Origin of the sequence: Geothrix sp., assembly GCF_030219325.1 — a bacterium.
Classification (GTDB): Bacteria; Acidobacteriota; Holophagae; order Holophagales; family Holophagaceae; genus Geothrix.
In genome coordinates this window covers 2,071,891-2,093,359 of record NZ_CP126625.1, presented here as the reverse complement: position 1 = coordinate 2,093,359, position 21,469 = coordinate 2,071,891, and the positions used below count along the sequence as shown (strand labels likewise).

The 21,469-nt window shown below is 66.8% G+C and carries 17 protein-coding genes; 5 read left to right on the top strand and 12 right to left on the bottom strand.

Features of this window, described 5'->3' with window-relative positions:
- Window positions 1-36 precede the first annotated feature (36 nt).
- Window positions 37-1,095, top strand: a complete 1,059-nt coding sequence (locus tag QOZ81_RS09415; protein WP_291198521.1) for a bifunctional methionine sulfoxide reductase B/A protein — start codon at window positions 37-39, stop codon at window positions 1,093-1,095.
- Between the two features lie 103 nt (window positions 1,096-1,198).
- On the opposite strand, the gene QOZ81_RS09410 is transcribed toward QOZ81_RS09415, so the two are convergent.
- The 9 genes from QOZ81_RS09410 to QOZ81_RS09370 all read right to left on the bottom strand — a co-directional run bounded on the left by QOZ81_RS09410 (window position 1,199) and on the right by QOZ81_RS09370 (window position 10,909).
- Complete coding sequence (locus QOZ81_RS09410; RefSeq protein ID WP_291198523.1) at window positions 1,199-1,630, bottom strand: DUF6526 family protein; 432 nt, start codon at window positions 1,628-1,630, stop codon at window positions 1,199-1,201.
- A gap of 26 nt (window positions 1,631-1,656) precedes the next feature.
- Window positions 1,657-2,082 carry an alternative ribosome rescue aminoacyl-tRNA hydrolase ArfB gene (gene arfB / locus QOZ81_RS09405; protein ID WP_291198526.1) on the bottom strand — a complete coding sequence of 142 codons (426 nt, stop codon included), beginning with the start codon at window positions 2,080-2,082 and terminating at the stop codon, window positions 1,657-1,659.
- 9 nt (window positions 2,083-2,091) lie between these two features.
- The gene (locus QOZ81_RS09400; protein WP_291198529.1) at window positions 2,092-3,405 is read right to left on the bottom strand and encodes an ABC transporter permease; all 1,314 of its coding nucleotides are present in this window, start codon (window positions 3,403-3,405) and stop codon (window positions 2,092-2,094) included.
- Between the two features lie 107 nt (window positions 3,406-3,512).
- Window positions 3,513-4,760, bottom strand: coding sequence for an ABC transporter permease (locus QOZ81_RS09395; RefSeq protein WP_291198532.1), 1,248 nt, complete (start codon window positions 4,758-4,760; stop codon window positions 3,513-3,515).
- On the bottom strand, window positions 4,757-5,524 hold the full coding sequence (locus QOZ81_RS09390; protein ID WP_291198535.1) for an ABC transporter ATP-binding protein: 768 nt from the start codon (window positions 5,522-5,524) through the stop codon (window positions 4,757-4,759). The genes QOZ81_RS09395 and QOZ81_RS09390 overlap by 4 nt, the downstream gene beginning before the upstream one ends.
- A gap of 111 nt (window positions 5,525-5,635) precedes the next feature.
- Window positions 5,636-6,856, bottom strand: a complete 1,221-nt coding sequence (locus QOZ81_RS09385) for an efflux RND transporter periplasmic adaptor subunit (protein ID WP_291198538.1) — start codon at window positions 6,854-6,856, stop codon at window positions 5,636-5,638.
- 213 nt (window positions 6,857-7,069) lie between these two features.
- Window positions 7,070-8,239, bottom strand: coding sequence for an acetate/propionate family kinase (locus tag QOZ81_RS09380; RefSeq protein WP_291198541.1), 1,170 nt, complete (start codon window positions 8,237-8,239; stop codon window positions 7,070-7,072).
- A gap of 73 nt (window positions 8,240-8,312) precedes the next feature.
- Complete coding sequence (locus QOZ81_RS09375) at window positions 8,313-9,911, bottom strand: methyl-accepting chemotaxis protein (protein WP_291198545.1); 1,599 nt, start codon at window positions 9,909-9,911, stop codon at window positions 8,313-8,315.
- 59 nt (window positions 9,912-9,970) lie between these two features.
- Window positions 9,971-10,909 carry a thiamine pyrophosphate-dependent dehydrogenase E1 component subunit alpha gene (locus QOZ81_RS09370; RefSeq protein ID WP_291198548.1) on the bottom strand — a complete coding sequence of 313 codons (939 nt, stop codon included), beginning with the start codon at window positions 10,907-10,909 and terminating at the stop codon, window positions 9,971-9,973.
- Window positions 10,910-10,926: 17 nt separating this feature from the next.
- Here QOZ81_RS09370 and QOZ81_RS09365 point away from each other — a divergent pair, with 17 nt between their 5' ends.
- Both QOZ81_RS09365 and QOZ81_RS09360 read left to right on the top strand, forming a co-directional pair.
- A complete protein-coding gene (locus QOZ81_RS09365; protein ID WP_291198551.1) occupies window positions 10,927-11,409 on the top strand; it encodes a GNAT family N-acetyltransferase in 483 nt (160 codons plus the stop codon).
- Window positions 11,406-12,764 carry a CCA tRNA nucleotidyltransferase gene (locus tag QOZ81_RS09360; protein ID WP_291198554.1) on the top strand — a complete coding sequence of 453 codons (1,359 nt, stop codon included), beginning with the start codon at window positions 11,406-11,408 and terminating at the stop codon, window positions 12,762-12,764. Before QOZ81_RS09365 ends, QOZ81_RS09360 begins: the two co-directional genes overlap by 4 nt.
- Before the next feature lie 183 nt (window positions 12,765-12,947).
- Here the strand turns inward: QOZ81_RS09360 and QOZ81_RS09355 are convergent, their stop codons facing one another.
- The 3 genes from QOZ81_RS09355 to QOZ81_RS09345 are packed head-to-tail and all read right to left on the bottom strand — an operon-like array spanning window position 12,948 to window position 16,378.
- A complete protein-coding gene (locus QOZ81_RS09355; protein WP_291198557.1) occupies window positions 12,948-13,733 on the bottom strand; it encodes a succinate dehydrogenase/fumarate reductase iron-sulfur subunit in 786 nt (261 codons plus the stop codon).
- Between the two features lie 11 nt (window positions 13,734-13,744).
- Window positions 13,745-15,664 (bottom strand): fumarate reductase/succinate dehydrogenase flavoprotein subunit, encoded by a 1,920-nt coding sequence (locus QOZ81_RS09350; RefSeq protein WP_291198560.1) that lies wholly within the window; start codon window positions 15,662-15,664, stop codon window positions 13,745-13,747.
- Window positions 15,665-15,682: 18 nt separating this feature from the next.
- Window positions 15,683-16,378, bottom strand: coding sequence for a succinate dehydrogenase cytochrome b subunit (locus tag QOZ81_RS09345; protein WP_291198563.1), 696 nt, complete (start codon window positions 16,376-16,378; stop codon window positions 15,683-15,685).
- 387 nt (window positions 16,379-16,765) lie between these two features.
- On the opposite strand from QOZ81_RS09345, the gene QOZ81_RS09340 reads away from it, so the two are divergent.
- Together QOZ81_RS09340 and QOZ81_RS09335 are read left to right on the top strand one after the other, a co-directional pair.
- Entirely contained in the window at window positions 16,766-19,213 is a 2,448-nt protein-coding gene (locus QOZ81_RS09340) for a sodium-translocating pyrophosphatase (protein WP_441316729.1), read from the top strand.
- A gap of 99 nt (window positions 19,214-19,312) precedes the next feature.
- Entirely contained in the window at window positions 19,313-21,442 is a 2,130-nt protein-coding gene (locus QOZ81_RS09335) for a S9 family peptidase (RefSeq protein ID WP_291198569.1), read from the top strand.
- The last annotated feature ends 27 nt before the right edge of the window (window positions 21,443-21,469 follow it).

Below are 21,469 nucleotides of genomic sequence, written 5' to 3'. Positions count from 1 at the left end.
CATTGATGCATCCAAAGGTTACAAAGGAGGCGATCCATGCGAACACGCATGTTCTGGGGCGGCGTCGCCCTCACCGTGGCCCTGGCGGGCTTCGGGTTCGCCCTCACCACCACCCACGGGCCCGCGCGCGCGACAGCCCCGACTCCCCACGAGGAAAAGGTGACCGACCCCAAGAAGCCCAGCCCCGCCGACCTGAAGCAGAAGCTCACGCCCATGCAGTACCACGTGACCCAGGAGGCCGGCACCGAGCCGCCCTTCCGCAACGAGTACTGGAACGAGCACCGGGACGGCGTCTATGTGGACATCGTCAGCGGGAAGCCCCTCTTCACCTCCAAGGACAAGTTCGACTCCGGGTGCGGCTGGCCCAGCTTCACGAAGCCCATCGCGGCCGAGGACGTGGTGGAGAAGAAGGACGGCTCCCTCGGGATGATCCGCACGGAAGTCCGGTCCAAAGACGCGGATTCCCACCTGGGGCATGTCTTCGATGACGGGCCCCGGGACCGGGGCGGCCTTCGCTATTGCATCAACAGCGCGTCCCTGCGCTTCGTGCCGGTCGAAGACCTCGACAAGGAGGGCCTGGGCGCCTTTCTGCCCCTGTTCGGCAAGGCCGCACCTGCGCCGAAGGAGGAAATCGCCACCCTCGCTGGCGGCTGCTTCTGGGGCATGGAGGACCTCATCCGCAAGCAGCCCGGCGTGATCAAGACCGAGGTGGGCTACACGGGTGGCAGCGTGGCGAATGCCACCTACCAGAACCACGAGGGGCACGCGGAGGCCGTGTTGATCCGCTTCGACCCCACCAAGACCACCTATGAGGCCCTGCTGCGCTTCTTCTTCCGCATGCACGATCCCACGACGCTGAACCGCCAGGGCAACGACATGGGCTCGTCCTACCGCAGTGCGATCTTCTTCCATTCCGAGGCCCAGCGGCAGACCGCTGTGCGGGTGAAGGCCGAGGTGGATGCCAGCGGCAAGTGGAAGCGGCCCCTCGTCACCGAGATCACGGCCGCGGGCCCGTGGTGGAGGGCTGAGGAGTATCACCAGGACTACCTGGTCAAGAACCCCGGCGGGTACACCTGCCACTACGTCCGCGACTGATTAGGGGCCGTTACGGAATGACCACGATAGGGACAGCCATTCCGTTACGGCCCCTTATGCCGCCTCCTACCTTTGACGGAGAGGCCTTGGTCGTATAGGCGGCTCAGACCCGGAAGGTATCCGGCCGCCAGACCTGGATGCGCTTCTTGATGGCCTCGCCATCCAGGGGCTCATCCAGGGCCTCGCGGACCCGGTCCGCCAGCTCGGCATCCGCGGCGAAGCGCAGTCCGACGAACTGCCTGGGGCCGAGCTCGCCGATGCGCCCCGCCAGGTCGGCGGGGAGGAGGCGCTGCATGCGCAGGGTCTCCTCCAGGCGGATCACCCGGTCCTGGACCTTCAGGGCGTAGCTCCGCACCTGCATGGCGAGCAGGAGGAGGGCGAAGCCGAGCACGGCCATCCAGATGGTGTGGAGGTTCGGGTGCTTGATGGCCTGCCAGATGGTGGCGATCCAGGTGATCAGGAGGATCGGCGTGAGGATGAGGTGCTGCAGCGGCTCGATGCGGCGGTGGTTGGCGTAGGTCTGGGGCGCGGCCATGGCGACTCCGGGAAGGGAATCCCAGGTTACTCGATGGGGCCGCTCCGCTGGCGCTTGACGGCCGAGGCCCGCTTCTTGGATTCCAGCCGCCGCTCCTTCGAGCCCCGGGTGGGCTTGGTGGCACGCCTGGGAATGGGCCGCACCAGAGCCGCCCGGATGGCCTCGGCGGCCTTCTCCCGGGCGTCATCCAGGTTCTTGAGCTGGTCCCGGGTCTTGTCGCTGACGACGATCCAGAGGCCTTCAGCATCCAGCCGGTTGCGCTGGGCGTCGCGCAGGCGGACCAGCGCATCTTCGGGCAGGCCCTCGATGGCCGCCAGGTCGATGCGCAGCTCCACCTTGGAGGAGACCTTGTTCACGTTCTGGCCGCCCGCGCCGCCGGCCCGCACCGCCTTGAAGCGGATGGCGTCGCCCGGAACGCGGACGGAGGCGGTGACTTGGATGGGATCGGCCATCCAAGCAGATTACCGCATGGCCTCCATGGGGCTCAGTCGCATGGCGCGGAAGGCCGGGTAGAGGCCGAAGACCAGGGCCAGGGTGAGCGCGACGATCCAGGCGGTGAGCAGGCCGAGGGGATTCACCACGAGGCCATAGGGGAAGCTGGCGGAGAGGGCCTGGCAGAGCAGGGCGCCCGACACCGTGCCGAGCAGGGCGCCGATGGCGGCCAGCACCACGGCCTCCAGCAGGAACTGGATGAAGATCTCCTGGTCGGAGGCCCCGAGGGCCTTCCTCAGGCCGATCTCGAAGCGACGGTCGCTGAAGCTGATGAGCATGACCGAGAGCACGCCCACGCCGCCCACCAGGAGCACCGTGCCCGCCAGGCTCAGCAGCACGATCTGCCAGCCCCGCATCTGCTCCAGGAAGTTCTGGTAGCCCTTGGCGGCCTCGGCGTCCAGGTCCACCACCTCGGCATCCTCGATGCCGTGGTGGGCCTGCCGCACGCGGCCCAGCAGCATGGCGGAGACCTCGCCCATGTCCTCGGGACGTCGCAGCTTCACGGTGATCTGGGCCAGCTTGTGGGTCGGGTCCATGCGGTCCATGAACGTCTCCAGCGGAATCAGGATCCCGTTGGCGTCGAAATAGTTTTCGTCGTTGAAGATCTGCCCGGGTGCCTGGACGCCGACGATGCGGAAGGGAACGCCGTCCACCACCAGGTCGCGCCCCACGGGATCGGCCCCGCCGAAGAGCTTGGTGGCCAGCGTCGCCCCCACCACGGCGACCGTGGAGCGGCGGCGCTGGTCGTCCTCCGTGAGCCCGCGGCCGATGCCGATGGGCCGGTTCATCCACTGCGCGTAGTCCGGTGACACGCCGTTCACGAAGATGCGCTCCGTGTCGCCCAGGACCCGCACCGTGACGGTCTTCTGCGCGCGGGGGAGGAAGGCCAGGACCTTGGGGTTGGGTGCGTTCAGGCGGCTGAGGTCCTCGTAGCGGAGCCCGGGGCTCATGTTGAAGCGCTTGCGCTCCTCGCCGGTCTCTGGGGTCTTGGGCGCGATGCGGACGGTGCCGTCCCAGCTCATGCCGGCAAAGCCGGTGCTGATCTTGTCCATGACGCCGTCTAGCACCGAGGTCATCACTACCAGCGCGAAGACCCCCAGCATGAGCAGGGTGAGCGTGAGCAGGCTGCGCACCTTGTGGGCCCAGAGCTCCACCAGACCCGTGCGGACGACCTCCCAGAACATGCCGAAGGAGAAGCCGCGGGCCCGCGCGGCCGGGGCGGGGGCTTCGCCGTTGAGCAGCGAAGGGCCGGGGGATCGCAGGATGAGGGCCTGATCACTCATAGCGGAGGGCTTCCTCGCGACCATGTGGGTCGCAGAGCAGGCGACTGAATGTCGCCTGCGGCGCGGGGCCCCACAGGGAGCGAATCATCAACCGGGGAGAACGGAGGCTACTCATAGCGCAGGGCCTCCATAGGAGACAATCGACTGGCCTTCCACGCCGGGTAGAGCGCGAAGAGGAAACCGAAGGCGGCGGCCAGGCCGTAGGCCCAGACGAAGCTGGCGGGCGTCATGAAGAGCGGAATTCCGATGCTGGCGGTGATGATCCAGGAGAAACCGATGCCCAGCACCAGCCCGGCGGCCCCGCCGAGGGCCGTGAGGAGAAGGGCCTCGGTCATGAAGCCCTTGAAGATCTCCCGGCCCGAAGCACCGATGGCCATCTTCACGCCGACCTCGCGCACCCGCTCCTTGAGGCTGGCCATCTGGATGTTCACGTTCACGATGCCGCCGCCCACCAGGGCCAGCACGCCCGAGAGCATGAAGATGATGTCGTAGACGCTGCCCTGGCTCTGCCGCCGGCGGACCCGTGCGGCCACGTCGTCCAGGCGGAAGTCCTCCTGGAGGCGGTGATTGGATTTCACGAGGTTCTTGAGCTGCTGGGCGAAGCCGCTCATGGCGTTCATGTCGGGGATCCGGAAGGTGACGCGGTCCACCCGGCGGTAGGCATCCCCGTTCATGCGGCGCTGCACCAGATTCGCGGGCACTGCGATGATGCGGTTGCGCCACCAGAACTGGTTGCCCTGGTTCTCGCGGAAGCGGAAGACCCGCTCCTGGAAGGTGCCGATGACGGTGACCGGGACGTCGCCGATGCGCATGGATTGTCCCAGGGCATCACCCTTCGGGAAGAAGGTGTTCGCGGCCTCGGTCCCCAGGACGACCACCGCAGCCCCGGTTTCCATCTCCGTGTTCGAGAAGCCCCGGCCCTGGGCGATGCCATAGCCGTTGGCGGGGATGAAGTCGCCGCCGATGCCGCTCACTTGCCGGTCCTGGTCCGCATAGGCGGACACGATCCGCGATCGGGTGTTCTTCTGTCGGCTCACGCCCTGGATGGCGTCGGACTTGAGGGCCTCTCCGCCCACCGCATCCGCGTCGCGGAGGCCGAGATTGGCCTGCTGGAGGGCCGTGGGGCGGCCGTCCTTGATGGCGGCACGGGGCTGCACGTTCAGCTTGTCGAGGCCGCCCATCTTCACGAACATCTCATCGGCCCGCTTGCGCTGGCTGTCCGAGATGGAGAACCCGCCCAGCACCGAGGCCACGCCCAGCAGCACGCCGAGGGCCTGCAGCACCGAGCGGCCCAGGTTCTCGCGGATCTCCACCCAGGCCCCGAACAGCCGCTCGCGGAAGGCGCCGGAGGTCATCGACCCACTCCGAGGTGATGCTCAGCCGGATGGGTGCCCGGCTCGTGGGAGGACATCGAGTCCTCCCTCTCGCCACCCATCACGGCTTCGCCGGCCACCGCGATCAGTCCGTCGCGAATCTCGACGCGACGCTCCGCGAGGGCGGCGATGGAAGGGTCGTGGGTGACCAGGAGCAGGGTGTTGCCCTGGCTGTGCAGCTCGCGGAAGAGGTCGAGCACTTCGGCGCCGGTTTTCGAGTCGAGGGCGCCCGTGGGCTCGTCCGCCAGCAGCAGGGCCGGCTCGTTGGCCAGTGCCCGGGCCACGGCCACGCGCTGCTTCTGGCCCCCGGAGAGCGTCGCCGGCAGCTTGTCCGCCTTGTCGGCGATGCCCACCTTCTCGAGCAGGGCCAAGGCCCGCTCACGGCGTTCCCTGCGGCCGACGCCCGCATAGAGCATGGGCAGTTCCACGTTGCGGACGATGCTGGCCTTGGGAAGCAGGTTGTAGCTTTGGAAGACGAAACCGACCTTCTCGTTGCGGATGCGCGCCAGCTCGCCTCCGGACAGTCCCTGGACCTGGCGGCCATCCAGCGTGTAGGTGCCCTCGGTGGGCAGGTCCAGGCAGCCCAGGATGGCCATGAGGGTGGACTTGCCGGAGCCCGAGGGGCCGATGAGGGCCACGAACTCGCCCTTCTCGACGGTGAGGTCGATGCCGCGCAGGGCATGTACCGCCGCGCCGTTGGCGCCGTAGACCTTGGTGAGCGCCTCGGTCTGGATGATGGGGTTCATGGGACATCCCTTGAGGGAGCAATGGCACTGAGGGAGGCGGATGCCGACCGAAGGGCGGGGGTGTGGGGGGACATCGCGAGCAGAGCGAGCAGGCGGTCCCCCCATGGGGCATCAATTGTTCTCATCGTCCTTCTCGACCTTCTTCTTGCTGGGATCTTCCAGGCTGACCTGGTCGTTGGCCTTGAGGCCCGAGAGGATCTCCACGCGCTCCAGGGTGGCGATGCCGGCCTTGACGGAGACGACGTCGAAGTATTCCTTCCAGTGGTCGGCCAGCCAGATGAACTTGCCGCGTCCCGTGAGCCCGTCCTTGGCCTTGGCGATGTCCTGGGGCGGGAGGTTCTCCTTCAGCCGGTACACCACGGTCTGGCCATCCCGGCGCTGCAGGGCCTCCAGGGGCACGCTCACGGCCTTGTCCCGCTTCTCGCCCAGGATCTCCACATTGGCGCTCATGCCGGTTTTGAAGTCGTCGGTGAGCTCGTCCAGGGCGACCTCCACCTTGAAGACCTTGATCTTTTCCACCAGGTCGGCGGCCGGTGCCACGAAGCGCACTTTGCCGGTGAAGGCCCGCTGGGGGTAGGCGTCCAGGGTGATGCGGACGGGCTGTCCGACTCTGACCTTGGCGATGTCCACCTCGTTGAGGTTCACCTTCACGATGAGCGACTTCAGGTCCGCCACGGTGAAGACCACGGTGCCGGCGTTGAAGGAGCTGACGCCGGAGGTGATGGTGTCACCCAGTTCCACGCCCTTCTTGATGACCACGCCATTCATGGGGGCCGTCACGCGGGCCAGCTGGGTGGAGGCGTTGCCGCTGATGGGAATGCCCCGGTCCTCGACGATCTGGTAGCGGGTCTGGGCGCTCTTGTAGGCCTCCTCGGCCAGGTCGCGGGCGGTCCTCGCCCCGCGGAAGGTCTGGTCGGAGATGAGTCCGGCCTTGAACAGCTCCGCCTGCTGGTTGAAATCCCGCTCGGCGTTCTTGAAGCTCACCCGCGCCTGGGACACGCTGCCCTGGACGTCCGAGAGGGTCTGGGCCTGGTTCACGTCCGGCTCGACCTCGGCGAGCATCTCCCCGGCCCTCACCAGGGCTCCTTCGCGGACCTTCAGCCCGACGATGCGCCCGGATACCGTGGATTTGACGTCCACCTTGGTGAGGGGGTCCACCACGCCCACTTCGCGGACGCTCACCTGCAGATCCTCGGCCTGGACCTTGCCCAGGCGGAAGGGGGTGTTGGCCTCGGCCTTTTTGGACTTGCCGTCGCTGCCCTTCAAAGTGAAGAACATACCAGCCGCCACGGCCGCGCCGGCCACGGACAGGATGACCCATCGCTTCTGCATGGAACCCCCAGATGGGAAAGACGCCGGACTTGCCGGGATGATGTGAAGACTACGGGACAGAGTCTGATGCCGTTTAGAGGCGGCCCCGCCCGGGATTCGGCCACCGGCCCCCTCGCATCGGCCAGTCCCGGCCTGGAACCGGGGAACGGCCAGCATTGGGGTCAGATGGAAGCGGCCCCCGACTGGGGGCCGCTTTTCGTGAGTGGGAAAATCCTACCGCACGGTCTCCCGGGCGATCATCAGCTCCTCGTTGGTGGGGACGACCGTCACCACCACGCGGGAATCCGGCGTGCTGATGATGCGCTCACCGGTGCCGTGCTCGTTGGCTTCGGGGTCGAGCTTCACGCCCAGGAAGCTGAGCTTGCTGCAGACCTTGGCCCGGACGAAGGTGCTGTGGGTGCCGATGCCCGCCGTGAAGGTGATGGCGTCCACGCCATCGAGGACCGTCGCGTAGGCGCCGATGTACTGGCGCACGTTGTAGGTCAGGAGGTCGCGGGCGAGGCGGGCCCGGTCGTTGCCGGCATCGGCGGCCAGTTCGATCTCCCGGAAGTCTGAGGAGACGCCGGAGATGCCCAGCAGACCCGACTTCTTGTTCAGCAGGTCGGTGATGCCGTTGTAGTCGAGGTGCTCGTATTCCATGAGCATCTCCACGACGCTGGGGTCGATGGTGCCGCAGCGGGTGCCCATGATGACGCCCTGGAGGGGGGTCATGCCCATGCTGGTGTCCACGCTCCGGCCGTTGTGGACGGCGCAGATGCTGGTTCCGTTGCCGATGTGGCAGGTGACGATCTTGAGGGCGCGGAGGGGGCGGCAGAGCAGGATGGCGGTGCGGGCGGCCACGTAGGAGTGGCTGGACCCGTGGAAGCCATAGCGGCGGATGCCGTACTTCTGGCTCAGCTCGTAGGGGATGCCGTAGGTGCGGGCGTGGTCGGGGATGTTGTGGTGGAAGGCCGTATCGAAGACCGCGACGTGCGGCACGTCGGGGAAGGCCTCCCGGGCCACGCGGATGCCCAGGGCGTTGGCGGGGTTGTGGAGGGGCGCGTACATCGCGAAGGTGTCGATGTCGGCGAGCACCTCGTCGGTCACGATCAGGGAGTCACCGTACTTCGGCCCCCCGTGGACCACCCGGTGACCCACGGCGTGGATCGGGGTGTCGTGGAGGACCACGGCCTTCAGGCGCTCGATGATCGCGTTCAGGGCCTCGCGGTGGGTGGGAAGGGGCAGGGCCTCCCTGTGCTTGTCGTTCTCGAAGGTGAAGGTCAGGTTGCCGTCGGCCAGGCCGATGCGCTCCGCCATGCCCTCGGCGATGGACGTCTCCTTCCCCATGTCGAAGAGATTGAACTTGAGGCTCGACGAGCCGGCATTCAGAACGAGAACGAACACGATTTCCCCCATGACAGGAGTAGTCTACCGGTCTGACCACGTGACCAATGCCGCATTGTCGATATTGTGGTCGTCATGAAAGCTTGAAGCGACGCGTAAGTGCCTGCAACTGATTGGCTAAACCAGCCAGCTCCTCCGTCGTCCGGGCCGTCTCCTGCACCGTGGCGGAGAGCTGGGTGGCCGCCGAGGCGTTGCGCTCCACCATCTGGGTGGCGGATTCCATGGCCTGGACCACCTCTTCACTGGCGCGGCCCTGCTCGTCCATGGCGTTGGCGATCTCCTTCAGCTGGCCGGCGTTCTCCCGCACGTGGCCCTCGATGCGCTCCAGGCTCCGGGAGGCCTCCTTGACGGATTCGGTACCGAGGCCCACGCGGTCGGTGCTCTCCTGGATGAGCGCCGTGATCTCCTTGGCCGCGGTGCCGCTGCGCTCGGCCAGCTTCCGGACCTCCTCGGCCACCACGGCGAAACCCTTGCCCATGGCCCCGGCCTTGGCCGCCTCGATGGCGGCGTTCAGGGACAGGAGGTTGGTCTGGCGGGCGATGTCCGTGATCACCGTGATGATCCGGTTCACCTTGGAGGAGCTCTCCTCGATGGCCTCCATGGCGCGGCCCGTGTCCTTGACGGCCGTCAGTCCCTGCTGGCCTGCCTCCTGGGACCGGGCGGCCAGTTCCTCGGCGCGCAGGGTGCTCTGCTTCACCTGCTGGATGTTGGCGTTCATCTCCTCCAGGGCGGCGGAGGACCGCTCCATGGCCAGGCGTTCCTGCTCCGTGCTGCGGCGGAGCTCTTCGGTGGTACGGTTGACCTGCTCCGTCGTGGCGGAGAGCTCGGTGGCGCTGGAGGCGGTGCCCTCCGCGGACTGGGCGATGGCCTGGATGTCCGAGCGCAGGCCCTGGATGACCTGCGAGAGCCCGGAGGCCACCTGGGCCAGCTCGTCCTTGCCGTGGACCTTGGGTGTCTGGGTCAGATCGCCCTTGGCCACCGCGCCCATGATCACCTCGATGTCGTGGGCCTTCCGGCCCACCCTCGAGCCGATGGTCCGGCTCAGGAGGGCGCCCGCCAGGACGGCGGCCAGGCCGAGGCCGGCGATCCAGGCCTTCGCGGTGGCCGACTGGGCCTGGTCTTCCTTGATGGCCTTCTCCGCGGCGGTTTCGGCGGCCTTCTGGAGCTTCAGCACGCGGTCGCGGGCGACGCGCATGGTCTCCACGTTGCCTTCCATCAGGCGGGAGGTGGCCTGGGCCGAACGGTCCGCCTGGGCCTGGGCCAGCAGGGCGGGGAACCCGGCGTCGTACTTGCGGAAGGCCTCGATGGCCTCATCGAGGACCGCCCGGTCATCCGGGGACCAGGTCAGGGCCTTGGCGTCAGCCAGATCCTTCTCGAGCCCCTCCCCGTACTTCTTCATCACGCCCTGCCGCATGGTGACGTAGGCGGGGTCCGCCGAGCCGCCGATCATGCTGACGTGGACCGTGCGGAACACGTTCATGCCGTTGAGCACCCGGGACAGGATGACGGTTTTGGAGAGGTTCGAGGCGAGGTCCTTCTGTCCCTGCTGCAGGTTGTTGACCGAGGCCCAGCCCAGCCCGCCCACCAGGATCAGGGCCAGGGTCTGGATGGCGAGGAGCAGATTGAACTTTCCCCGCATGCGCAGATCGTCGAGAACTTTTCCGATGCTCATGAACCACCCCGTAATGAGCCCTTATCGGGGGGGGGCGAAGGGCGGCTTAATCTTGATCATCAGCTCGAGTGCACTCCCTGCGCCAGGGTGCCCGGGTCGGGCCAGGGGGCCTCCAGCGCGGTTTCGGCGGTCGCCAGGAGCTTGGCCTCCAGTCGGCTGGCGAGGCTGGGATCCAGGGTCCAGCCCCGCAGGCCCATCCAGGCTTCGAAGCGGGGCAGGGGATCCTTGGCGGTCCATTCGGCCAGGACCGCCGGATCCACGTAGCGCTGGTCGTCGTGTTCGGCATGACCCGCCCGGCGGAAGGTCTCGCAGACCAGGAAGGCGGGGCCCTTGCCCTCGAGGCAGCGCTGCCGGGCCTGGGCGGTGGCTTCGTAGACCGCCGCGGCGTCATTGCCGTCCACGGTCAGGGTGAAGGCCCCCTGGGAGCGCTGGGACATGCGGCCGGCCATCTGCCGGTCCGGAGGCGTGGAGAAGGCGTAGCCGTTGGATTCGCCCACCACGATGAGAGGCAGCTTCTGCACCACGGCGAAGTTCAGGCCCTCGTAGAAGGCGCCGGTGGAGCTCCCGCCATCCCCGATCCAGGTCATGGCCACCCGCCGCTCGCCCTTCTGCCGGAAGGAGAGGGCCACGCCAGCCATCACCGGAATGAGGGCCCCGAGCATGGAGGTGGGGGCGATGATGCCCCGCTCCACGGACCCGAAATGGTTGTTGTGCTCGCGTCCGCCGGTGGGGCCGGGGGCGCGGCCCAGATACTGAAGGAAGATCTCTCGGGGGGTGACCCCGCGGACGAACATCGAGCCCAGGTTGCGGATGAGGGGGGCGATGACGTCCTCGGGTCCCAGGGCCATGGCGGTGGCGCAGGCGGTGGCCTCCTGGCCCAGGCTGCGGTACACGCTGCCGAGGGTGTGCCCCTGGCGGAAGAGCTTCACCAGGCGTTCCTCGGTCAGGCGGGTGAGCAGCATGGCCTCGTACAGGCGCAGGGCGGTGTCTTGGTCCATCGGGTTAGCATAGACCCATGCTGATCCTCCGTCCCGCCGTGCCCGCCGATGCCCCCCTGATCCTGCAGTACATCCGCGAACTGGCGGAGTACGAACGGGATCCGGAGGCGGCCATTGCCACCGAGGCCGACATCCTCCGGCACGCCTTCTCCGAGCACCCCCTGGTCAAGGTGACCATGGCCGAGTGGGCGGGTCAGCCCGCCGGCTTCTGCCTCTGGTTCCTGAACTTCAGCACCTGGGAGGGCAAGCCCGGGATCTACCTGGAGGACCTCTTCGTGCGCCCGGCCTTCCGGGGCCACGGCATCGGCAAGGCCCTGCTGAAGCACCTGGCGGCCCTCGCGGTGAAGGGGGGCTGGACCCGCTTCGTCTGGCAGGTGCTGGACTGGAACACGCCAGCCATCGAGTTCTACGAGGCCCATGGCGCGAAGATCATGCGGTCCTGGCTCACCTGCCGGGTGGAGGGCAGGGCCCTGGCCCGCCTCGCCGAGGGTGCGGATTGACCTGGCCGCCGCTGCTGCGCCTCCAGGAGGCCCTGGGCCCCGGGGCGGAGCTGGTGGTCGTGGGTGGCGCGGTCCGGGATGAGCTGCTCGGCCGGCCCCACGCCGACTGGGATCTGGCCACGCGGCTGCTGCCCCGGACCGTGATGGCGCGGGCCCAGGCCGCCGGCATGAAGGTGATCCCCACGGGGCTGCAGCACGGCACGGTGACGGTGATCCTGGAGGACCGCCCCGTGGAGGTGACCACCTTCCGCAGCGACGGAGACTACCTGGACGGTCGGCGGCCGGAATCGGTGCGGCTCGGAGTCGACCTGACGGAGGATCTGTCGAGGCGGGACTTCACCATCAATGCCATGGCCCTGCCGGTGGGCGGTGGTGACCTCGTGGATCCCTTCGGCGGCCGGGGGGACCTGAAGGCGGGGGTGATCCGGGCGGTGGGGGATCCCCTGAAGCGTTTCGCCGAGGATGGGCTCCGTCCCCTGCGGGCCTGCCGCTTCGCCGCCCAGCTGGGCTTCGAGGTGGAGCCTGCCACCCTGGCGGCCATCCCCGAGCGGCTGGAGGTGGCCCGCAAGGTGGCCGTGGAGCGCGTCTTCGTGGAGCTGGACAAACTGCTGCGGGGCCTCGAGCCCCAGCGGGGCCTGGCGCTCCTGGCGGAGAGCAGGCTTCTGGATCTGTGGCTGCCGGAGCTGCGGGCCATGGTGGGCTGCGGCCAGAACCGCCACCATGCCCACGACGTCTGGCGCCACACCCTGGAGGTGGTCCGCTTCGTGCCGGCCGAGCCGTTCCAGCGCTGGGCGGCCCTGCTGCATGACGCAGGCAAACCCGGCGCGCGCAGCGTCGGGGCCGATGGCGAGGTCCATTTCTACGGCCACGAGGCCAGGTCCCTGGAACTCGCCGAGGGGATCTTCGAGCGGTTGAAGGCCAGCCATGCCCTGCGCAAGGCGGCCTTGGCCCTCATCCGCCATCACGGCACCCACCCCACCGGAGCCTGGGGCGATGCCGCCTGCCGGCGACTGCTGGGGCGGCTGGACGCCGATGGGCTGGAGCTGGGGCGGTGGGCTGCCTTCCGGGTGGCGGACCAGCGGGCCAAGGGCCTGGATTGGGACCTGCGACAGGCGGAGCACCAGGCCCTGATGGCCCGGCTGGAGGCCCTGCTCGCGGCGCGGCCGCCCCTCAGCGTGCGAGACCTTGCCCTGGATGGCGCCGCCCTGATGGCCTTGGCAGGCCGCCCCGGCGGTCCATGGCTGGGAGAGCTGCAGAAGCGGCTCCTGGAAGCCGTGCTGGACGACCCGGCAGCCAACACGACCGTGGGGCTGGCGGAACTCGTGAAAAGGGAACTGCCAAGCAACCGCAAATGACGCGAATGGGCGCGAAGACGCAGAGGCTTAGCCGCCCCGTGCCCGGGGAATGCCCATTCACCATTCGCGCGCCCGAAGGGCGATTCGCGTCATTCGCGGTTGGTTTTCTCGTGTCCCTGATGTCCCGGAAGAGCCAAAAAAAAGCCCGGCGAATGCCGGGCGTTTTCGTGGATCGGGCCAAGCTCAGCCGGCACCGCCGCCGCTGGTGGCGGGACGGTAGGTGAGGCTGGCCTTGATGAAGTCGCGGTTCATGCGCGCGATGTTCTCCATCTTGATGCCCTTGGGGCAGGCGGCTTCGCACTCGCTGTGGTTGGTGCAGGTGCCGAACTCCTCGGCGTCCATCTGGGCGACCATGTCGCGGACGCGGATGTAGCGCTCGGGCTGGCCCTGGGGCAGCAGCGCCAGCTGGCTGATCTTCGCGGACACGAAGAGCATGGCGCTGGCGTTGGGGCAGGCGGCCACGCAGGCGGCGCAGCCGATGCAGGCGGCGGCATCCATGGCGAGGTCGGCGTTCTCCTTGGGGATGGGCAGGGCGTTGGCGTCCTGCGGGCTCCCCGTGGGGGCGCTGATGAAGCCGCCTGCGGCGATGATGCGGTCGAAGGCGCCGCGATCCACCATCAGGTCCTTGAGCACCGGGAAGGCCTCGGCGCGCCAGGGTTCGAGGGTGATGCTCTCGCCGTCCTTGAAGCTGCGCATGTGCAGCTGGCAGGTGGTGGTGCGCTCCTTGGGCCCATGGGGGCGGCCGTTGATGACCATGCCGCACTGGCCGCAGATGCCTTCGCGGCAGTCGTGGTCGAAGGTGATGGGTTCCTCGCCCTTGCGGATGAGGCCCTCGTTCACCACATCGAGCATCTCCAGGAAGGACATGTCGGGGCTGATGTTTTCGGCGGGGTATTCGACGAACTTGCCGTCGCATTTGGTGTTCTTCTGCCGCCACACGTGCAGGGTGAGATTGATGTGCTTGGCCATGGCTCAGTTCCTCACTTGTAGCTACGGGTCGCGAGGTGGACGTTCTCGAAGGTCAGCTGCTCGGTGTGGCGCACCGGCGTCTGGCCCTCACCCTTGTATTCCCAGGCGGCCACGTGGCAGAAGTTCTCGTCGTCGCGGAGAGCCTCGCCCTCCTCGGTCTGCCATTCCTCGCGGAAGTGGCCGCCGCAGGATTCGCGGCGCTCGAGGGCATCCAGGCACATGAGCTCGCCGATCTCGAGGAAGTCGGCCACGCGGCCGGCCAGTTCGAGGGACTGGTTCACTTCACCGCCGATGCCGGGAATGCGGAGGTTCTTCCAGAACTCCTCGCGGATCTCGGGAATCCTCTGGAGCGCCTTCTTGAGCCCGGCCTCGTTGCGGCCCATGCCGCAGAACTCCCACATCACCTTGCCCAACTCACGATGGAAGTGGGTGGGCGTCTCCTTGCCGTTGATGGCGAAGAGCTTCTGCACGCGCTCCGCGGTCGTCTGTTCGGCGGCCTTCACGGCGGGATCGTCGGCCTTGATGCGGGTGCCGGGCTTGATGCCGGCCAGGTAGCCGCCGATGGTGTAGGGGATCACGAAGTAGCCGTCGGCGAGGCCCTGCATGAGCGCCGAGGCGCCGAGGCGGTTGGCGCCGTGGTCGGAGAAGTTGGCCTCGCCCAGCACGAAGAGGCCGGGGATGGTGCTCATCAGGTTGTAGTCCACCCAGAGGCCGCCCATGGTGTAGTGCGTGGCGGGGAAGATGCGCATGGGCGTCTTGTAGGGGTTCTCGTCCGTGATGCGCTCATACATCTCGAAGAGGTTGCCGTACTTCTCCTCGATCTTGTTGGCGCCCAGACGGTTGATGGCTGCTTCGAAGTCGAGGTAGACACCCAGACCCGTCTCGCCGATGCCGCGACCGTCATCGCAAACCTGCTTGGCGGCGCGGCTGGCGATGTCACGGGGGGCCAGGTTGCCGAAGGAGGGGTACTTCCGCTCCAGGTAGTAGTCGCGGTCCTCCTCGGGAATCTGGCTGGCGGGCTTGCCGCAGTCCTCCTTGCGCTTCGGGACCCAGATGCGGCCGTCGTTGCGCAGCGACTCGGACATCAGCGTGAGCTTGCTCTGGTGGTCGCCCGTGACGGGGATGCAGGTGGGGTGGATCTGCGTGAAGCAGGGGTTGGCGAAGGCCGCGCCCTTCTTGTGGGCGCGCCAGATGGCGGTGCCATTGCAGCCCTTGGCGTAGGTGGCCAGATACATGGTGTTGCCGTAGCCGCCGGTGGCGAGGCAGACCGCATCGGCCAGGTGGGACTTGATCTCGCCCGTGATCATGTCGCGGGTGACGATGCCCTTGGCCACGCCGTCCACCACGATGAGCTCCTGCATCTCATGGCGGGCGAACATCTTCACGGTGCCGAGGCCCACCTGCCGCTGCAGGGCCTGGTAGGCGCCGAGCAGCAGCTGCTGGCCGGTCTGCCCGCGGGCGTAGAAGGTGCGGCTCACCTGGGCGCCGCCGAAGGAGCGGTTGTCCAGCAGCCCGCCGTATTCCCGGGCGAAGGGCACGCCCTGCCCCACACACTGGTCGATGATGTTGTTGCTGACCTCGGCCAGGCGGTGCACGTTGGCCTCGCGGGCGCGGAAGTCCCCGCCCTTGACCGTGTCGTAGAAGAGGCGGCGGACGCTGTCGCCGTCATTGTGGTAGTTCTTGGCGGCGTTGATGCCGCCCTGGGCTGCGATGGAGTGGGCCCGGCGGGGGCTGTCCTGGTAGCAGAAGCACTCGACCTCGTAGCCGAGCTCGGCCAGGGAGGCTGCGGCGGCGCCCCCGGCCAGGCCGGAGCCCACCACGAGCACCTTGTACTTGCGCTTGTTGGCCGGGTTCACGAGCTTGAGGTCGAACTTGTGCTTGTCCCACTTCTTCTCGATGGGGCCGTCTGGGATTCGGGAATTGAGTTCCATGGATGGCTCTCCTTCGGATCAGTGGATGAAGCCGGTGAGGACGGCGATGGGGTAGGAGATGTTCACGCCCACCACCAGGAGGGTCAGTCCCGTGGCGAAGTTGCGCCGCAGGCTGTCGTAGCGGGGATGGGACAGGCCCAGGGACTGGGTGACGCTCCAGACGCCGTGCCACATGTGCAGGCCGAGGCAGAGCTGGGCCACGATGTAGAATCCGGCGGCGGCGGGGACCTTGAAGCCGTTCACGAAGTTGGCGTAGGGGTTCGCGTGGTCGAAGTTGGGGTGCGCCTGGCCGGTGGTCAGGTGCAGCAGGTGATAGACGATGAAGGCCGCGAGAATGAACCCGCTCCAGCGCATGGTGCGGGAGGACCAGGTGGAGGCGACGCTCTGCTGGGCGCGGTAGCCCACGGGGCGGGCGGCCTGGTTGTCCAGGGTCAGCGTCACGGCGGCCCAGATGTGGAGGCCGGTGGCGGCCAGCAGCACGGCGCGGAAGATCCAGATCCCGCCGCCATGCAGCATGCTGTGCAGGAAGGTGGCGTAGGCGTTGAAGTGCTCGGCGCCCATGTAGGCCTGGGTGTTCCCGATCATGTGGACGGTGACGAACCCGAAGAGGACGATGCCGGTGGCGGCCATGATGACCTTGCGGCCGACCGAGGACGCCAGGAAGCCGTGGCCGCGTGCTTCCGCGCCCGCGATGCTCTGTTCAGCGACGGACATAGGGGGACTCCTTGAAGAAGGCGTGGTGATGGAACAGGGATCCCGAGGTGGGCAGGGGACCGGCTTCGAGGAACGGGGTCATATGGGACCCGATTATCTTCCCTGGGGCCCGGAATCCCAAGCCCCCAGGCGTGGACCTAGGTCACACTGCGCCCCGGCCCCGCAGTGCGCTGGAATCCGGCCCGCGGAAAGGCGCCGGTCTTGCGGTGGAGGGCTGTTCCACGCTAGAGTTGCCCACGATCCAAACATGATCTTTGGTGGTTCGCCCCCCGGGTTGGGGGCTCGTGTTGCATCAACGCAGACCACCTCGACACTCCGGACTACTGCTTCTTCCGCACCCCTAGTCCCCCATCCCCGCATCCAAACTGGAGGAAAACCATGGAGACGATGAAACGCCTGCTTGGCGCCCTGGCGTCAACCCGAGCCTTTAGGCTGGGCATGACAGCCGCCCTCGCCCTTCTTTGCACCAGTCCGGCCCTGGCCGGCGAGGCCGACCTGAAGATCCCGGCCCTGCAGGGGAGCTTCCTGGGCATGACCGGCCATAACCTGCTGCTGATCGGGCTCTTCATCTGCCTGCTCGGCATCGGCTTCGGCCTCGTGCAGTACGCCCAGATCCGGGACCTGCCCGTGCACAAGTCCATGCTGGAGATCTCCGAGCTGATCTACGAGACCTGCAAGACCTACCTGGTCACGCAGATCAAGTTCATCTCGGTCCTCTGGGCCTTCATCGCGGTCATCATGATCGCCTACTTCAAATACCTCTCCCACACCCCCATGGGCTGGGGCCAGGTGATCGTGGTCCTGCTCTTCTCGATCGTCGGCATCCTGGGCTCCGTGGCCGTGGCTTGGTTCGGCATCCGCATCAACACCTTCGCCAACTCCCGCACGGCCTTCGCGTCCCTGGGCGGCAAGCCCTACCCGACCATGGAGATCCCCCTCAAGGCGGGCATGTCCATCGGCATGCTGCTCATCTCCGTCGAACTGCTACTCATGCTCGGGATCCTGCTCTTCATCCCCGGTGATGCCGCTGGTCCGTGCTTCATCGGCTTCGCCATCGGCGAGTCCCTGGGTGCCGCGGCCCTCCGCATCGCGGGCGGCATCTTCACCAAGATCGCCGACATCGGCTCCGACCTCATGAAGATCGTCTTCAAGATCAAGGAAGACGATGCCCGCAACCCCGGCGTCATCGCCGACTGCGTGGGCGACAACGCGGGCGATTCCGTCGGCCCCACGGCGGACGGTTTCGAAACCTACGGCGTGACGGGCGTGGCCCTGATCACCTTCATCCTGCTGGCAGTCAATCCCCTGACGGCCGGACCCAAGTACCAGGACATCCAGGTGGCCCTGCTGGTGTGGATCTTCGTCATGCGCGTGGGCATGGTCGTGACTTCCGCCGCTTCCTACTGGATCAACGGCATCTGGTCCAAGGCCAAGTTCGGCTCCCTGGGCAAGTTCGATTTCGAGACCCCCCTGACCACGCTGGTCTGGCTGACCTCGATCCTCTCGATCGTCATCACCTACGTCCTGTCCTACCTCCTCATCGGCAACCTGCCCGGCCACCTCTGGTGCAAGCTCTCGACCATCATCACCTGCGGCACCCTGGCCGGCGCCCTGATCCCCGAGCTGGTGAAGTCCTTCACCTCCACGAACTCAGGTCATGTCCGTGAGGTCGTCACGGCCTCCAAGGAGGGCGGCGCCTCCCTCAACATCATCTCCGGTCTGGTGGCGGGCTATTTCTCCGCCTACTGGATGGGTCTCACCATCGTCGCCCTCATGGGCGCGGCCTACTACGTCTCCACCTTCGGCCTGGGTGACTTCATGGCCGCCCCGGCCATCTTCTCCTTTGGTCTGGTGGCCTTCGGCTTCCTGGGCATGGGACCCGTCACCATCGCCGTGGACTCCTACGGCCCCGTGACCGACAACGCCCAGTCCGTCTACGAGCTCTCCACCATCGAAGCCATCCCCGGCATCGAGGCCGAGATCCAGAAGGACTTCGGCTTCAAGCCCGACTTCGAGAACGGCAAGATGTACCTCGAAGAGAACGACGGCGCGGGCAACACCTTCAAGGCCACCGCCAAGCCCGTGCTCATCGGCACGGCGGTCGTGGGCGCCACCACCCTGATCTTCTCCATCATCCAGCTGCTGAACGGCAAGTTCGGCGTGCCCAAGGTGGTCGAGGGGCTGTCCATCATCAACCCCCTCTTCCTGCTCGGCATCATCACCGGCGGCGCCATCATCTTCTGGTTCTCCGGCGCGGCCTGCCAGGCCGTGGCCACGGGCGCCTACCGCGCGGTGGAGTTCATCAAGCAGAACATCAACCTGGATTCGGGCGCCACCAAGGCCTCCGTGGAAGACTCCAAGAAGGTCGTGGAGATCTGCACCCAGTACGCCCAGAAGGGCATGTTCAACATCTTCCTGGCCGTGTTCTTCTCCACGCTGGCCTTCGCCTGCCTGAACCACTTCTTCTTCATCGGCTACCTGATCTCCATCGCCGTCTTCGGCCTCTACCAGGCCATCTTCATGGCCAATGCCGGTGGCGCCTGGGACAACGCGAAGAAGCTCGTCGAGACCGAGCTGAAGGCCAAGGGCACGGCCCTCCACGACGCCTGCGTCGTGGGCGACACCGTGGGCGACCCTTTCAAGGACACCTCCTCGGTGGCCCTGAACCCGGTCATCAAGTTCACGACCCTCTTCGGCCTGCTCGCCGTGGAGCTGGCCATCGAGCTGAACCCGGCCGTGGCCCATGCCTGGTCGCTGGTTTTCTTCCTGATCTCCACCGTCTTCGTGTGGCGCTCCTTCTACGGAATGCGCATCCCCACGCTCGAGGAGAAGTAGGCTTTCGCGAACCTGACAAACAATTAACAGCCAGGCCCCTCAACCGAGGGGCCTGTTTTTTCGTGGTACGGTGGACACCGTGTTCTACAGGAGCCTGCCATGCCCTCCCATCCCCTCCGCCTCGCGGGCCTGGCGGCCCTCGTGAGTGCCTCCATGACCATGCTGGCCCAGGGCCCCGTTCCACCCACGGCCAAGCAGGTCGAGCATGTATCTGTCTGGCACGGCGAGAAGGTGAATGACCCCTGGTTCTGGCTGCGGGAGAAGACGAACCCCGACGTCGTGAGCTACCTGAATGCGGAGAACACCTACACTGAGGCCGTGACCGCGGGGCTGAAGCCTTTTTCGGAGGCCCTCTACAAGGAGATGCTGGGCCGCATCAAGCAGACGGACCTGAGCGTCCCCGTCCGCCGTGGGGCCTTCTACTACTACTCCCGCACCGAGGAGGGGAAGCAATACCCCATCCAGTGCCGGCGAAAGGCGGCCCAGGGGGGTGTCTACGACGAGAAGGCCCCGGAGGAGGTCCTGCTGGATCAGAACGAGCTGGCCAAGGGGCTGAAGTTCCTGAGCCTGGGCGGCATGACCGTCAGTGACGACGACCGCACCCTTCTCTACAGCACGGATGCCACCGGATTCCGCCAGTACACCCTGTTCACGAAGGACCTTGCCACCGGGAAGGTCAGCGTGCCCCTGGCCGAGCGGGTAACCTCGTTCACCTGGGCCGGCGATGCCCAGCACGTCTTCTTCGTGACTGAGGATGCGGTCACCAAGCGCTCGGACCAGCTCTGGCGCCTGGACCTGATGGCGGGCAAGCCCGTGCTCGTGTTCGAGGAGAAGGACGAGCTCTACCGCATTGGCGTCGGGCGGAGCAAGGACCACAAGTTCCTGGTGGTGGAAAGCCAGTCCACGGATACCTGGGAGACTCGCTACCTGCCGGCCACGGACCCCAAGGGCGCCTTCAAGGTGCTTCTGCCCCGGGAGAAGGGCCACAAGTACGATCTGGAACACCGGGAAGGCCTGTTCTACATCCGCACCAACAAGGGCGCCAAGAACTTCCGCCTGGTGACGGCACCCGTGGCCACCCCTGATCCCAAGCACTGGAAGGAGGTCCTGCCCCACCGCGCCGACGTGTTGCTGGAGGGCCTGGAGCCCTTCAGGGATTTCCTCGTGGTGAGCGAGAAGAACCAGGGGCTGGACCGGTTCCGCATCTTCGACGTGAAGCTCAAGACCTGGCGGGACGTCACCTTCCCCGAGAGTGTGTACGCGGCCTTCCCGGGCGGGACGCCGGAGTACACATCTCCTTCCTTCCGCTTCAGCTACCAGTCCATGGTCACCCCCGCCAGCGTCTACGACTGCGACATGGCCAGCGGGAAGCAGACCCTGCTCAAGCAGATGGAGGTCCTGGGCGGCTATGACAAGAACCAGTACACGACGGAACGGCTTTGGGCCACGGCCCGCGATGGTGCCAAAGTGCCCCTCTCCGTGGTCTACAAGAAGGGCGTGAAGCGGGATGGCTCCGCCCCCCTGTTCCTCTACGCCTACGGCTCCTACGGGGCCGGCATGTCCGCCACCTTCTCCAGCACCCGCCTGAGCCTGCTGGACCGGGGCATGGTCTACGTCCTGGCCCACATCCGCGGCGGCAACGAGATGGGCGAAGCCTGGCACGACGACGGCATGCTCATGAAGAAGATGAACACCTTCACCGACTTCATCGACTCCGCCGACTTCCTGGTGAAGGAGAGGTGGACCAGCAAGGACCGGCTCGTCATTGAGGGCGGCAGCGCCGGTGGCCTGCTCATGGGTGCCGTCACCAACCTGCGCCCCGATCTCTTCAAGGCCGTGCACAGCGCCGTGCCCTTCGTGGACGTGATGAACACCATGATGGATGCCAGCCTGCCCCTGACCGTCGGCGAGTACCTCGAGTGGGGCAACCCCAACGAGAAGGCGGCCTTCGATTACATGCGGGCCTACAGCCCCTACGACAACCTCGCCAGGAAGGCCTACCCGGCCATCCTCATCACCACCAGCTTCAACGACAGCCAGGTGATGTACTGGGAACCCGCCAAATACGTGGCCAAGCTTCGCACCCTCAAGACCGACAACAACCCCCTGCTGCTGAAGATCAAGATGGAGCCCGCGGGCCACGGAGGGGCCTCGGGTCGCTATGACGCGCTGAAGGACAAGGCCTTCGAGACGGCCTGGATGCTTCAGCAGGTGGGGATTACCAAGTAGTTGTTCCCAGCTCCAACAGGGCGCATT

Bases quoted from the DNA above. Each gene is read 5' to 3' on its own strand.
- QOZ81_RS09390 (WP_291198535.1), bottom strand. From the start codon at position 5,524: ATGAACCCCATCATCCAGACCGAGGCGCTCACCAAGGTCTACGGCGCC.
- QOZ81_RS09410 (WP_291198523.1), bottom strand. From the start codon at position 1,630: ATGGCCGCGCCCCAGACCTACGCCAACCACCGCCGCATCGAGCCGCTG.
- QOZ81_RS09340 (WP_441316729.1), top strand. From the start codon at position 16,766: ATGAAACGCCTGCTTGGCGCCCTGGCGTCAACCCGAGCCTTTAGGCTG.
- QOZ81_RS09335 (WP_291198569.1), top strand. From the start codon at position 19,313: ATGCCCTCCCATCCCCTCCGCCTCGCGGGCCTGGCGGCCCTCGTGAGT.
- QOZ81_RS09365 (WP_291198551.1), top strand. From the start codon at position 10,927: ATGCTGATCCTCCGTCCCGCCGTGCCCGCCGATGCCCCCCTGATCCTG.
- QOZ81_RS09355 (WP_291198557.1), bottom strand. From the start codon at position 13,733: ATGGCCAAGCACATCAATCTCACCCTGCACGTGTGGCGGCAGAAGAAC.
- QOZ81_RS09385 (WP_291198538.1), bottom strand. From the start codon at position 6,856: ATGCAGAAGCGATGGGTCATCCTGTCCGTGGCCGGCGCGGCCGTGGCG.
- QOZ81_RS09375 (WP_291198545.1), bottom strand. From the start codon at position 9,911: ATGAGCATCGGAAAAGTTCTCGACGATCTGCGCATGCGGGGAAAGTTC.
- QOZ81_RS09345 (WP_291198563.1), bottom strand. From the start codon at position 16,378: ATGTCCGTCGCTGAACAGAGCATCGCGGGCGCGGAAGCACGCGGCCAC.
- QOZ81_RS09370 (WP_291198548.1), bottom strand. From the start codon at position 10,909: ATGGACCAAGACACCGCCCTGCGCCTGTACGAGGCCATGCTGCTCACC.
- QOZ81_RS09400 (WP_291198529.1), bottom strand. From the start codon at position 3,405: ATGAGTGATCAGGCCCTCATCCTGCGATCCCCCGGCCCTTCGCTGCTC.
- QOZ81_RS09350 (WP_291198560.1), bottom strand. From the start codon at position 15,664: ATGGAACTCAATTCCCGAATCCCAGACGGCCCCATCGAGAAGAAGTGG.
- arfB (WP_291198526.1), bottom strand. From the start codon at position 2,082: ATGGCCGATCCCATCCAAGTCACCGCCTCCGTCCGCGTTCCGGGCGAC.
- QOZ81_RS09395 (WP_291198532.1), bottom strand. From the start codon at position 4,760: ATGACCTCCGGCGCCTTCCGCGAGCGGCTGTTCGGGGCCTGGGTGGAG.
- QOZ81_RS09415 (WP_291198521.1), top strand. From the start codon at position 37: ATGCGAACACGCATGTTCTGGGGCGGCGTCGCCCTCACCGTGGCCCTG.